General features: G+C 33.8%; 7 protein-coding genes and 1 pseudogene. 5 read left to right on the top strand and 3 right to left on the bottom strand.

Annotated elements, in window-relative coordinates; all coding sequences use genetic code 11:
* Positions 1-369: 369 nt before the first annotated feature.
* The 4 genes and pseudogenes from ERCILAFE3058_RS00835 to ERCILAFE3058_RS00850 form a co-directional block, all read left to right on the top strand.
* Positions 370-1680: pseudogene (locus ERCILAFE3058_RS00835) on the top strand (TerC family protein); the annotation flags it as partial.
* Positions 1681-2796: 1116 nt separating this feature from the next.
* On the top strand, positions 2797-4329 hold the full coding sequence (gene murJ, locus ERCILAFE3058_RS00840) for a murein biosynthesis integral membrane protein MurJ (RefSeq protein WP_157990050.1): 1533 nt from the start codon (positions 2797-2799) through the stop codon (positions 4327-4329).
* Between the two features lie 645 nt (positions 4330-4974).
* Positions 4975-5592: an outer membrane lipoprotein periplasmic chaperone LolA gene (gene lolA / locus ERCILAFE3058_RS00845; protein ID WP_157989599.1), complete on the top strand. Its 618-nt coding sequence runs from the start codon at positions 4975-4977 to the stop codon at positions 5590-5592.
* A 908-nt stretch (positions 5593-6500) separates the two neighbouring features.
* Positions 6501-8240 carry a proline--tRNA ligase gene (locus tag ERCILAFE3058_RS00850; protein ID WP_157989600.1) on the top strand — a complete coding sequence of 580 codons (1740 nt, stop codon included), beginning with the start codon at positions 6501-6503 and terminating at the stop codon, positions 8238-8240.
* A gap of 244 nt (positions 8241-8484) precedes the next feature.
* Here ERCILAFE3058_RS00850 and ERCILAFE3058_RS00855 read toward each other — a convergent pair whose 3' ends face one another.
* From ERCILAFE3058_RS00855 to clpP, 3 genes are all read right to left on the bottom strand, one after another.
* Positions 8485-9159: a DedA family protein gene (locus ERCILAFE3058_RS00855; protein ID WP_157989601.1), complete on the bottom strand. Its 675-nt coding sequence runs from the start codon at positions 9157-9159 to the stop codon at positions 8485-8487.
* Positions 9160-9987: 828 nt separating this feature from the next.
* Positions 9988-11286, bottom strand: coding sequence for an ATP-dependent protease ATP-binding subunit ClpX (gene clpX / locus ERCILAFE3058_RS00860; RefSeq protein WP_157989602.1), 1299 nt, complete (start codon positions 11284-11286; stop codon positions 9988-9990).
* Between the two features lie 131 nt (positions 11287-11417).
* Complete coding sequence (gene clpP / locus ERCILAFE3058_RS00865; protein WP_157989603.1) at positions 11418-12044, bottom strand: ATP-dependent Clp endopeptidase proteolytic subunit ClpP; 627 nt, start codon at positions 12042-12044, stop codon at positions 11418-11420.
* A 1240-nt stretch (positions 12045-13284) separates the two neighbouring features.
* Here clpP and ubiA point away from each other — a divergent pair.
* On the top strand, positions 13285-14154 hold the full coding sequence (gene ubiA / locus ERCILAFE3058_RS00870; protein WP_157990051.1) for a 4-hydroxybenzoate octaprenyltransferase: 870 nt from the start codon (positions 13285-13287) through the stop codon (positions 14152-14154).
* Positions 14155-14638: the final 484 nt, after the last annotated feature.

Consider the following 14638-nt stretch of genomic DNA (forward strand, 5'->3'; position numbering starts at 1 on the left):
ATTAACTGATACAATTAGTTTACATGTTTTTGGAAAATATTTTTATTCATCTAGTAGGTTCATGCGTAGTTTTTTCTTTTTATTGTTAAGTAGAGTTAACATAATGTATTATCTTTTTAGATGCTTTTCGTTCTACGTTCACATTGAAAGAGATTTCTAATTCAATGCAGCCTAGATAAAATAAATATTTTTAAATGTAGGAGTAAATGGCATTAGCCTTTAGATGTATTGCCACTATGTTCACTGTATAATGAAAATAGTCTTCCTTGTATATTTTGCAATATTGTCTAACGCGTATATAAACATTATTTGTGAGTCTACTAGACGCACTCTCTTTATTTTTTCTCGTGTTTTTCCCCGGAGTATTCCATGTTATTTCTTTTAGACCCATCTATGTGGGCGGGTTTTCTCACGCTAATTGTTCTTGAAATTGTCCTTGGTATCGATAATTTAGTATTTATTGCCATACTAGCTGATAAACTTTTACCGAGACAGCGTGATAAAGCTCGTTTAACTGGGCTATCTTTAGCTATGGTTATGCGGTTGGGTCTTCTTTCTTTGATCTCGTGGATGGTGACGATGAGTCATCCACTTTTTACCGTAGGTGATTTTAGTTTTTCTGGACGTGATTTAATGCTGCTCACGGGAGGAGTGTTTCTATTATGCAAGGCCACAACGGAGCTTCATGAGCGTCTGGAAAACCGAGATGTTCATGGCGTGAGGCAGAAAGGTTATGCGAGTTTTTGGTCCGTTGTGGTGCAGGTGGTCGTACTTGATGCTGTTTTTTCCCTCGATGCAGTTATTACTGCAGTAGGCATGGTCAATCATTTATCAGTAATGATGATGGCAGTAGTCATAGCTATGGGGGTTATGCTGATTGCTTCTAAACCATTAACTAATTTTGTTAATGTGCACCCAACAGTAGTGGTACTATGCTTGAGTTTTTTACTCATGATTGGATTTAGTTTGGTAGCGGAAGGTTTTAATTTTCACATACCAAAAGGATATTTATATGCAGCTATTAGTTTCTCCATTGTAATTGAGTTATTTAATCAGATGGCACGACGTAATTTAATCCGTTATCAAGAACGACGACCTATGCGAGAAAGAACTGCGGAAGCTATTCAACGTCTGATGGGTAATAATCGGCAAAATGTAAGCCATAGCTTTGTGCATGATGTAGTAGAGACATTGTCACCTAAAGAAGAATTTAAAGACGAAGAACGTTATATGATGAATGGCGTATTAACTTTTGCTGCTCGTTCAGTACGTAGTATCATGACACCACGTAGAGATATTTCTTGGGTCGACCTGACTAGACCTCGCGATGAAGTGCGTATGCAGCTTTTAGATACTCCACATAGTCTATTCCCAGTGTGCAGTGGCACACTGGATTCTATTATCGGTGTAGTTCGGGCCAAGGAGCTTTTAGTTGCATTAGATCATGGTATTGATGTGGCTGTTTTTGCAAGCGGAACACCGCCTATTATTATATCAGACACTCTCACTCCGCTCAATCTTCTTGGAATTTTACGACGAGCCAAAGGTAGTTTTGTTGTGGTGACTAGTGAGTGTGGTATAGTTCAGGGGTTAATTACACCACTTGATGTACTAGAAGCTATTGCCGGTGAATTTCCTGATGAAGATGAAATTCTAGAGAGTATACCTGATGGATGTGGTTGTTAGTTACTGGGTGTGTCTTCTGTAAGTGCTTTATAGTGTTTACTAGTAGGTAATATTGTTTTCATAAAATATGAAAGACTGTCACATGCATACGATATGCATGAGGGATGGTCTGTTTATATATTGTATTAGCGCAGACAGTAAGGTAATCGGTACTACTACATGTACCCTATGAGAGATCAAATAATAGCAGATACTGATGATTATATTAGTGTTATACATGTCATGACAATCTCAAAATACAGAGTCTGATGCGTCAGATACTCTTCTATTTTAATACTATCCAAATATTGTATTTAAAGTGAGTTTTTATTTATTTTTAGGTATCTAATAACGATGATTATAATACAATATTGCATGTTTTTATATGTTTCATGATAACAATATACTTTGTTTTTTTCTTAGATAGTACATAGTATGTCAGTAGTGCACAAAGCTTATAGGTATGTAAGATATAAAGGATTTGTTATAAAAAACAAGCATATAGTATTCTTCTGCATGCATCGTGCACTAGTAACTTATGAGAGTTGTATCATTATTATACAGTGATATGTGCGATGTGGTGATTAATCGTCTGATTGTAGTGTAATATGAGCGCTTGGTATTGATATTGGCGTTATATGTATTAAGGTACGTATGCAATTTGATCTACTCAAGAGTAGAGTAGATAATGATATTTATGATATAAATAGATGATTTTTATAATATTTAAATCTCAAAATTTAATAAGGTAGTGTTTACGAGAGATCAGAGATACTTAGTCACACAAAAGATACTATATATAATATTGAATAAAATATTTATAGTCATTTATAAGACCGCCTAATAAAAAGATACTAAGACGATGAGTAAGGATCAAGGGATACTGAAAAAAAGAGACGCTGTGTATAAGAGTGATTTTATGTCAAAACAATAAAAACAGAGTTTACAGCGATTCTTCGATGGTATTTGTTTTCTTCATATTTTCACTCCACCCTTCCAGAATAGAAAATTATCAGAAATTCATCTTTTCTTTTATATTAGCAGCGTCACCGTTTCTATAATGTATGTGAGGTGATGTGATGGATGATGGCTAGTATAAGGGGGATTGCAGAGATTATAGTGGGAACATATATGAATCTTTTAAAATCACTAGCTGTAGTTAGTTTAGTTACTGTATGTTCGCGGGTTTTGGGTTTTGCACGGGATACTCTCATAGCATGTATCTTTGGTGCAGGAATGGTCACTGATGCTTTTTTTGTTGCATTTAAGCTACCCAATTTACTACGTCGTATTTTTGCTGAAGGTGCTTTTTCTCAAGCGTTTGTTCCGCTTCTATCTGAGTATAAAGATACTGAAAGCATAGAATCAACAAAAGTTTTTTTAGCTAAGGTATCTGGATTGCTTACATTTGTATTATTCTTGGTCACTTCGATAGGAATATTGGCTTCACCATGGGTCATCCTCATTACTGCACCTGGTTTTTCTCACACTAATGATCAATTCTTTTTAACTATGTCGCTTTTGCGTATTATGTTTCCTTATATCATTTTTATCTCTTTAGCTTCATTCGCTGGAGCAATCTTAAATACATGGAACTATTTTATTGTTCCGGCATTTACACCAACCTTGCTCAATATCAGTATTATTATCTTTGCTTTATTTGCTGCTCCATATTTTAACCCACCAGTTATGGTACTTGCATGGGCCGTTATGGTAGGTGGAATACTGCAATTTATTTATCAATTACCCTTTTTAAAAAAACTTGGATTGCTTGTCCTTCCATCTTTTCATTTATATGATAAGAGAATATGGCGATTGGTGTCTCAAATGGTATCTGCAACGATTAGTGTATCTCTCGGTCAGTTATCGTTGATAATGAACACAATTCTTGCTTCTTTTTTAGAGGCAGGTTCAGTGTCATGGATGTATTATGCGGATCGTTTAATGGAATTTCCTGCTGGAGTGCTTGGTGTAGCTCTTGGGACTATTCTTCTTCCCTCGTTAGCAAAAAGCTTTACGAGTGGTCATCAAGAAGAATATTCACTTCTCATGGATTGGGGTTTACGTCTATGTTTTTTGCTAGCGATACCAAGCGCTATAGCGCTTGGTATCCTTGCTAAACCTCTTACTATTGTTTTATTCCAGTATGGAAAATTTACTGCTTTTGATGTGGAAATGACACAGCGTTCTCTCTTAGCTTATTCTGTTGGCCTAGTCGGATTAATTGTAGTAAAAGTTTTAGCTCCAGGGTTTTATGCCCGTCAGGATATGAATACTCCTTTGAAGGTTGCTATGTGTACATTGCTAGCAACGCAGATAATGAACTTAGCATTTATTAGTTCGTTAAAACATGCTGGATTATCATTATCCATTGGGCTATCAGCTTGTGTAAATACCGGTCTATTGTATTGGCAAATACGTAAAAAGAATTTTTTTCAACCTCAGCCAGGATGGTTGTGTTTTTTTATGCGTGTATTTTTTTCTGTGCTAGTAATGAGTGTTTCGCTAGTTTTGGTATTGCATATGAGTCCAGATTGGACTCTTGGTGATATGCCAGCACGGATATTACGTCTAACAGTAGTTTGTTTGACTGGTATGAGTGTTTATATTTTAATGTTGTTTATAGTTGGTTTTCGTCTACGTGACTTTTCTCGCTTTATCTAGGAGAATGAAGTAGATTCATGGTGGTTATTAAATCACAACATATGGTTGCAGATGTCATCTGAATAGCAGTTATCCTATACTAGTAGTATATTTTATTTTATTAAAATTAATAATGGATATATACTACACCTAAGCATGGCATCCATAGAAGTACCGGATGATCCGCTATAAGCATGTTGTTATTAAGGCACGATATACGCATGGGTTATTTGCTTAGATAGAGTATACCTCGGAATGATTTGATAGTGTTAGCCTGTAAGCATGAAGAGAAAATATCAGCATATCTATATAGTCATTGCAGGGTTAGTATGAAAAAAGAGATGGCTTATATAACCATAATGAGTCTAGTGGTTTTAGATAAAAAACTAATGGTTTTTGTATATCCCGTTGAATACACCAAAGGGCATAGGTATATGCTTAGAAGAGAGTTATGATTTTATATCGGTTGTTAAAAGAATTATTTATTATAAATATTTTGGATGATTTATTATAAAATGCTCTAATTATATGTAGATAAACTATTCATGATCTGAATATTTATTTTAATAATTGATTAGCATAATTATTTTAAAAAGTTTTATTCAGTGGTACCTTTGATGAGTTGGTTTTCAAGCAATATCACTTTATGTGTACGAATTTACAGCAATGATGAAAAAAATATTTATCACTATTTGTGTATTAGTTAGTATTCTTAGCTCGAGAGGTATTGTATATGCTGATACGATTAGCGTTTTACAGCAGCGTCTTAATAAAGTGAACAGTTTTCATGCTGACTTTCATCAGAAAGTTAGTGATCATCGCAATGTTATACTGCAAGAGGAAGATGGACACCTTTGGGTAGCGCGACCAAACTATTTTTACTCGCATCTGTCTGCACCCAATGAAAATATCTTAATCTCAAATGGTAATACGATATGGTTTTACACCCCCTGCATTCAACAAGTTAGCATCTATTCTATGCAACAAGCAATCCATAGTACTCCATTAATACTCATATCGTGTAATCATCTCAAATATTGGAGACAATATCATATTTTGCAACAAGGAGATAATTTTTCTTTGACTCCTAAGGTATCGTTTAACAATATAAAAAAATTTAGTATGAATGTATCACAGAACGGTATTATTAAAAAAGTAAGTATTTTTGAAGAGGATGGTATATGCATCAGCTATATTTTCACTAAATATAAGATTGAAGCTATATCTTCTGATAAATTCCAATTTTCTGTACCAAATGGAATCACAGTAGATGACCAGAGATAATAGAGCATATATTGCATATAAGACATAAGAGAATTATAACATAACAATATAACAGTGTGTATTATTATCATAATAATAATATATATAGCGTCTATGTTACGCATGGGTGATTTCTTATCTATTATACTAGTTATTAGTTTGATAATTAGAGTATGAAATAGGAAGATTTCAATGTGTTATTAACTTCTTTTTTAATGTGGTTAAATACTGAGTATACAATGTAGTATATAAGAAAATGAGAAGATATTTTGTAATATCTTATGATAAGAAGATGTGTAATAAATATTACTTGTATATCAAGATCCTTGATGCGTGCATAAGGATATTTGTATTTCATAACACAGATATCCATCTATACTTATTGTGATAATAAATGTTAAATATTCAGGAAGAATCAAAAGAGCGGATGAGTGTATTGGTGACTAGCCTGTAGTTTACTAATGCAGATTAGAAGGAAAATTTATCGTTCAGTATTTTGGCAAAATAATCTTATTTATTATATTTTTTAGTATGATGGTTTTTCAACCATAGACTACATAGAATAATGTAGAATAAAGAGTACTCAAACTTTTAGGGAGCAATTCAGCATGCGATTCTAAGTATGTTGTTAGTATTATTTTTATGAAATTTTAATCAGAATATAGGAATGTTATGTCTATTCTATTTTCCGATGAAATTCTAACATTATGTTGTAAAGTACACCAATCCATAACTGTATAGATAGACAAATGTTTTTTTAATACAGCGTGTGATCTATTTATCAAATTCAGCACAATGCGTATTGTGCGAAATAATGCTCGTATGGTGCATTGATCACGTAGAATCTTGTATAAAAAATGTGATATATAACAATCACTACTAGTATAGTGATGCCTAGAGGTTTTTTCATTAGTGTGATATTATAATTTATGCGTACTACTCAATATTTACTTGCGACTCTCAAAGAGAAACCTTCTTGTGCTGAATCAATGAGCCACCAACTGATGTTACGTGCTGGGATGATTCGACAATTAGCATCAGGTCTTTATACCTGGCTACCAACTGGCTTGCGTGTTTTAAAAAAAGTTGAAAATATTGTACGTGAAGAGATGCAAAAAGCGGGTGGGGTGGAAATATCTATGCCCATAGTACAACCAGCTAAGTTATGGAAGAGAAGTAGACGCTGGGACCAGTATGGTGCAGAATTATTACGATTGATGGATCGTAATCATCGTTTTTTTGTAATGGGACCTACTCATGAGGAAGTTATTACTGATTTAATGCGTAAAGAAATTCACTCTTATAAACAATTACCGATTAATGTATTTCAGATTCAAACAAAGTTTCGTGATGAAGTTCGTCCACGATGCGGTGTTATGCGTGCAAGAGAATTTTTAATGAAAGATGGTTATTCATTTCATATAAATCAGGACTCTCTAGAGCATACTTATTCTATTATGTATAATACTTATAGTAATATCTTACGGAGGATGGATTTAAATTTTTGTGTTGTCGAAGCAGATTCAGGTAGCATTGGTGGATGTGTGTCGCATGAGTTTCAGGTATTAGCGTCTAGTGGGGATAATAATATTGCATTTTCTACTGTATCTGAATATGCAGCTAATATAGAAATAGCAAAGACATTACCACCAACTGCTATGCGCTCTCCTCCTACTCAAAAAAAAATACAGTTTTCTGCACCAGATCTTACTACAGACATTACCTCTCTTGCAACACATGGTAATTTTTCAATTACAAACATAGTACAAACGTTTGTCGTTAAAGCGAGTCAAGAAAGCGACCATGAGTTGGTGGTTTTATTGATAAGAGGGGATCATGAAATAAATAAAATTAAAGCAGAAAGCATCGATATAGTTTCCGCTCCGCTGATGTTTGCGACTGACCAAGAGGTTCGTCAATATATTTTAACAGGGCTAGGATCTATAGGACCAGTAGGTATAAGTATACCTATTATAGCTGATCGTTCTGTTTCTATCATGAGTGATTTTATTGTTGGTGCTAATGTTGATGGTCAATATTTGAGCGGTGTAAACTGGGAGCGTGATCTACCTCTTCCGCGAATTGAGGATATTCGTAATATTGTTGAAGGGGATCTCAGTCCAGATGGTCAAGGTACATTATTACTCCAACGTGGGATTGAGGTAGGTCATATTTTTCAGTTAGGTACAAAATACTCTCAAGCTTTTAAAGCTTTAGTTCAGGATAATGATGGTTCTAGCCAGATTTTAAGAATGGGTTGCTACGGTATTGGTATTAGTCGTATTGTAGCTGCGGCCATTGAACAGAATCATGATCAACGTGGTATTATTTGGTCGCCATCTTTAGCGCCATTTCAGGTTGCTATTGTGCCTGTGTCTGTACAACAATCGCCTCGTATTCGATGTATAGCTGAAGATTTATATCATCAATTATTACTTCAAGGTATCGATGTTATTTTAGATGATCGTATAGAAAGACCTGGCGTTATGTTTTCAGAAATGGATCTTATTGGCATTCCACATCTTTTAATCATAAATGATCGTAGTGCGAATCATGAGGTAGTGGAATGCCAATCTCGTGCATTAAATCAAAAACACATTCTCAAAATAAGTGAAATTTTTGCATATCTAACTGCATCTTTAAAATTGCCACGTCAAATGAGAAAATAAGGAATTATTTGTGCATTATTATGCGTACTTTAGTTTGTAATTCACTATTGCGTGTTATGGATAGATGATTTAAAATAAGAGGTTTATTTTTTCTGTTCTCATAATATATTATTACAGCATGACAGAATGAATGTGGAAAGTATGGTCTCATTTTCAAAATAACTTATCATAACACTGGATTTTCTAGAAAATTATCAGTCAATTTTAAATTTCTCTTCATATTTATATATTGATATTTAATCTATCATAGATGATTATTTTTGTTTTCTGAGATGTTGTGACGCCACAAGATATATGCAATGCCCATGGCACTAAACAGCATGAGCCCTAATGGAAGCACGATTAGAAAGAGCATGAACTGCGATTCATAATAATAAAATATTGCTGTATTACCAAGTAAAAAACCGGCTAGTAAAAGAACTAGCACCCAGAGAAAAGCGCTAGTCCAATTAAAAAATTGGAATTGTATGCTGTTTAAGCTCGATAGCCCGGCAATAGTCGGTAAAAGTGTACGTACAAATGCAATAAAACGACTAATAAATAATGCAGAGAGCCCGTATTTATGAAAGAGATAGTTCACTTTTTGGTGGTAATGTGCGGGAAGGTATGATAACCATTTTTTTATAATAAAAGTATTTCCTAGCCATTTGCCTTGTATGTAGCTTACCCAACAACCTAGACCAGCAGCGAGGGTCAAAATAATCAAGGTCAGGATACCATTTATTATTCCTTTAGCGATGAGTACACCCACTAGCACTAATAAACTATCTCCTGGTAAAAAAGATGTTGGTAGTAAACCGTTTTCTAAAAATAAAACAACAAATAAGAGAATATATAATGCCCAGATCAGAGAGGGGTCTGTAAGTGTAGTATAATCATGCTGCCACAGGGCACAGGAAAGCGATTTTAAAATATCCATAATTATAGTTATCTCAGCGATCATCTATACGATGTCATAGGACATCGTATAGATGGTTTTTGTTAGAGTTAGGTATTGATGTAATCATTGTCATAGCGTGTGATATCGGATATACTTTGCTCAATAAAAGGTTGTAGTATTTACAGTGTGTTTATAAATGATTCAGCATGTCTAATATCGGTGTTGTAAAATATATTTTTCTTAGTGATTATGGTAGTCTCAATTTTTATCTTCAATAATCCATTCAATATTAAGACAGTATACTGATGTCTATTGTCTGAATAAGAGAAATCATGTTATTTTATTTTAATTTTCTTACTCAAGTATTTGTTGAACAACAAAAGATGTTTTATAGACACTTTTTATAGATCTTATTATAAGATATGATCTTAGATATATTTTAGGAGTAACAAGATTATTGTGGAGAATCAGTGATTCTCACTCAATGCCAGTACTTGCAATAATCTCGTTATATTGTGTGATTACACCCATCCTTTAAAACAACCATATACTCATCGCTGCTAGCGAGTAGGAAGAATAAATTTTTTAAAACACTTTTCTGGAATTAAATCTGCTATAAAGATTGAGCTGGAATCATGATGAAAAAATGTGGTGATTTTCTATAGAAAGATCATAAAAAGTCTATCAGTTTGTCACTGAATAAAATGCATGGCCTCTTATGTACAATGGATTAATATTATAACTTATAGTTATGACTACTCGAAAGTATATTATATAGGTCAATGCATTGCTTGCTTTCTGGAAGCCGTTAATTTTACATATCATCATCTTCAAGGCAATCTTAATTACCTAAGTGTTAGAGTTTTGTTAAGATGCGGAATTACTTAATACTTCCTCCTTGGGAGAGTTCGTTGTATTTACAGCTCTATAAGTGAGTAATGGTTCCATTTCACCAGCAATGACAGATTTATTAATGATCACTTTTTGCACATTATTGCTTGAGGGAAGATCATACATTGTGTTTAATAATATGGCTTCTATAATAGATCGTAGCCCTCTCGCACCAGTTTTGCGTTTAATCGCTTGCTGTGCAATAGCTTGTAGTGCTTCTTCTTTAAACTCTAACTCTACCTCTTCAAGACTAAATAACGCTTGATATTGCTTTGTGAGGGCGTTTTTAGGTTTATGTAATATTTGAATTAATTCTTCTTCTTTTAGGTCTTTCAGTGTGGCCAGTACTGGCAGGCGCCCAATAAATTCTGGAATGAGACCAAATTTGATTAGATCTTCTGGCTCTACTTGCGCTAGAATTTCCCCTTCGGTGGGTTTTGTGGACTGATGTGTTAATAACGCGCTAAATCCAATACCAACGCCATTATCTATGCGTTGTGAGATAACGTTATCTAGGCCTGCAAACGCTCCTCCACAAATAAAAAGAATTTTTGATGTGTCAATATTTAAGAACTCTTGTTGTGGATGTTTGCGACCTCCTTTCGGAGGTACGGATGCTATGGTCCCTTCAATGAGCTTAAGTAACGCTTGTTGTACACCTTCGCCAGAGACGTCACGGGTAATAGATGGATTGTCTGATTTGCGTGATATTTTATCAATTTCGTCAATATATATAATACCACGTTGAGCTTTTTCTACATCGTAATCACATTTTTGTAAAAGTTGTTGGATAATATTTTCGACATCTTCGCCGACATAGCCTGCCTCAGTAAGAGTGGTTGCATCTGCTATTGTACAAGGAACATCTAAAAATTTTGCCATCGTCTCAGCTAAAAGCGTTTTACCGCTTCCTGTGGGACCAATGAGAAGAATATTACTCTTACCGATTTCAATATTGTCATTTGTATTATTGTTTCGTAAACGTTTATAGTGGTTGTAAACTGCAACTGATAGCACTTTTTTAGCTTGCCCCTGACCGATCACATAGTCATCAAGGTGATTGCGAATTTGATGAGGTGTCGGTAAAGCGCTATTATTTTTATCTGTGATGATTTCTTCGTCTTCCTGACGGATAATATCATTACATAAGTTTACACACTCATCACAGATACACACTGACGGGCCAGCAATGAGTTTACGAACTTTATACTGGCTTTTACCGCAAAAAGAACAGTACAGTATTTGTTCTGAACTGTCTTTGCGCTGATCTGTCATGTATTAACCTCGCATTATTGTTCTTTATATCCCATTAAGAGGGAATAGGATCCGGTTAATATCTGGATCGTGTTATGTGCAGATATCTTTATAATAGGTATTCATTCGTTCTGATACGATGATAGATGATATCAATTGCGTTTAGATAAGATGGAATCTACGAGACCATAGTCGATGGACTCTTGAGCTGAAAGAAATCTATCACGATTTGTGTCATAATCAATAGTATGAACGGTTTGGCCAGTATGGTGAGCCATCAATTGATTGATCAGATTTTTAGTTCTAAGAATCTCACGCGCATGAATATCAATGTCAGAGGCTTGCCCTTGGAATCCGCCTAGAGGTTGATGGATCATGACTCGTGCATGTGGTAAACAATAGCGTTTATTTTTTGTACCAGCAGTAAGCAATAAAGCTCCCATAGAACATGCTTGCCCCATACAAATTGTGTTAATGTCTGGTTTAATAAATTGCATGGTGTCGTAAATAGACATGCCAGCAGTAATGATGCCACCGGGAGAGTTAATGTACAGATGAATATCTTTTTCTGGATTTTCCGCTTCTAAGAACAGCATTTGCGCTACAATAAGATTAGCCATGTGATCTTCTACCGACCCAATCAGAAAGATAATACGCTCTTTGAGCAGTCGTGAATATATATCATAAGATCTTTCTCCACGAGCGGTATGTTCAATTACCATGGGTACTAATTCCATGTAATGAGATTGAGCAGGTTTGTCTTTGTTAAGATATAGCATTTTTCTCCTCATATACAGCTTGTACTATTACAATGAGATTGTTAGCGATTAGTAGAGTAGGAGTATACTTAATATATGTCTATTAACAGAATATCGCTCCATAAACAGACTTGGCATGTGTAGTCTAATGGATGCGTATGGACTGTCACGTCGTCTGTAACATACATCAAAAAATATAGTATAGTACAATACTATAGCACAGAAGGTTATAGTATAGAAAATATTTTAGCATACACCTAGTTCTTTGAAGTTCTATATGCAGATAGTTTATCTGCTATAGAAGGATTTCCTATACAGGAACGTGTAATGATCATTGATCGTGAAGTGGTAGGATATATATTCTAATAAAGATGTAGTATATTTTCTTTAGTAACTAATTTAAGTGGTGTCATCGCTAAGTTATGCAGAAGAAATTGATTAGACTGCTTTTTATTTCGATGTCAATATTATGTAACGGTACATTATAATCACAGGACGATCCTTATTGATCATAGTTCATAAAATCAAAAGCAGTATAGATTATTTGAGTTAAATATGTAGTATCATATTAAATAGAAGCGCTGGTTATATATGCATTTCTAAAGCTGAGATCTACATTGAGTGAAAAGAAAGGATATACACTTTTATAGTTATTCATAATTAAAGTTATTTTTTTATGAGATATTTTGTATCTCTTTAGAAGGAACCACTATTACTGTGAGAATTAAGACAGTACGCGTAATATGCTCGATAAGAAATTAGTAAGTATCATCATTTTATTAAAATACATCATATTTATTCAATGAGCCTTGTAGTGACTGATGATACAGAAAAACAAAAGAGATCGTTTAAATGACTTGTGCGATGTTTCGTGTGTATTATTGATCAAATAGTAGTGCAAGTATCCTGTGCAATGAAATGGCACGTATATAGGTAATAATAGATATAGGTAATAATAGCAGTATTATATAGAAATGATATGCTATGTATAGATACAGTATCTATATGATATATCATAACAGTATTATATATATAGCATACTTATGGATGTTTAAATAAATATCCTCATAATGGTATGATCGATAATTATATGTATTCATATATTTTATTTTATATAAATATATTTTTTATTTCTAATTATTATTAGAGTTATAAGCATGTTTAGTAGTTGTTTGCAATTATCTATCATATTTCCTTGTTAAGTAAGTAAATATTTGTGTTTACGTTTGTGAAAGCAGTATTTCCAAAGAGGGTTTATTTTATTTTGAAGTCCGTGTTATTAAAAATAAGAAATTTCAGGGCTTATTGTCATCTGATGCGCATTAATCAACCTGGTGGTTTATTTTTATTATTATGGCCTACCTTGTGGGCATTATGGTTATCTGCTATGCAGAGCCCGCCTATTAAAATACTCTTAGTGTTTATATTAGGGGTGGTATTTATGCGTTCAGCGGGCTGCGTAGTAAATGATATAATTGATCGCGCTATTGATGGATATATTCCACGGACGCAAGACCGCCCGCTTCCTAGTGGTAGGGTATCTATTCCAGAAGCAAAAATATTATCTATTGGGCTATTATTGATGTCCTTTTTTTTAGTATTAACTTTGAATATGATAACGCTATACTTGTCTCTATGTGGACTAGCTTTAACCTGTATGTATCCATTCATGAAAAGATATACTGATTTACCACAGGTGGTGTTAGGGGTATCTTTTAGCTGGGGCATTCCAATGGCTTGGGCAGCAGTAAGTGATAACACTCCTATCAATTGTTGGTTGCTTTTTTTGGCCAATCTTTTTTGGGTAGTATCTTACGATACACAATACGCTATGGCTGATCGCTCTCATGATTTAAAAATTGGTGTAAAATCTACAGCAATTTTATTTGATAGTTATGATAGAATAATTATTGGTATGTTACAGTTAGCAGTATTAATATTACTGATATTAGTAGGTTTTGTGACAGGTTTACACTATGTGTTTTACGGTGCAATATTTATTGCATGTATATTATTTATATATCAGCAAGTCTTAATAGCTAAGCGTCAGGAATGTCTCTGTTTGAGAGCATTTCACCATAATAACTGGGTTGGTTTGATCGTTTTTATTGGTATAGCATTCAGCGTATAATCATTCTATTTTTGGATAGAATATCTATTGTTGTGTGATGTCATCATTAATGCAATATAGTAGATTATATAAATAAAGTAGTTTTTAAGTATTTTTTAATGCTTAGTGTATCAGATATTGCCATACTGCGCTGTAATGTCAAGGAAATCTCTCAATATTTTATCACTCTCTATGTATAAAGAAGTGAATATCATCCATCTTATTTTCATCTGAGGTGTAGCTTAGTAAGATTTATACGTATGAAGACTTAGAGGATATATATCACGTTGGGTAGAAAAATTTATATAGCTCAAGGCAGATCTACACTATAGATGTAATAGTATTTATGCGTATTCCTTAAAAGTATTGCTGACATATAATGTAGTTGGCTATTTCTATATGCTACATGATATATTTATTGAGACTGTTTGTTGGGTTAGTAACTTATATGAATAATAGTATGTAAGACTAATTACACTGTAATAGAATGATGATTCTGTGTGAT

This window comes from Candidatus Erwinia haradaeae, assembly GCF_900698955.1.
In the GTDB taxonomy this organism is placed as follows: domain Bacteria; phylum Pseudomonadota; class Gammaproteobacteria; order Enterobacterales; family Enterobacteriaceae; genus Erwinia_E; species Erwinia_E haradaeae_G.

What these genes read in the sequence shown, in the direction of transcription:
- murJ (WP_157990050.1), top strand. Translation starts at nt 2,797, where the DNA reads ATGAATCTTTTAAAATCACTAGCTGTAGTTAGTTTAGTTACTGTATGT.
- lolA (WP_157989599.1), top strand. Translation starts at nt 4,975, where the DNA reads ATGATGAAAAAAATATTTATCACTATTTGTGTATTAGTTAGTATTCTT.
- ERCILAFE3058_RS00850 (WP_157989600.1), top strand. Translation starts at nt 6,501, where the DNA reads ATGCGTACTACTCAATATTTACTTGCGACTCTCAAAGAGAAACCTTCT.
- ERCILAFE3058_RS00855 (WP_157989601.1), bottom strand. Translation starts at nt 9,159, where the DNA reads ATGGATATTTTAAAATCGCTTTCCTGTGCCCTGTGGCAGCATGATTAT.
- clpX (WP_157989602.1), bottom strand. Translation starts at nt 11,286, where the DNA reads ATGACAGATCAGCGCAAAGACAGTTCAGAACAAATACTGTACTGTTCT.
- clpP (WP_157989603.1), bottom strand. Translation starts at nt 12,044, where the DNA reads ATGCTATATCTTAACAAAGACAAACCTGCTCAATCTCATTACATGGAA.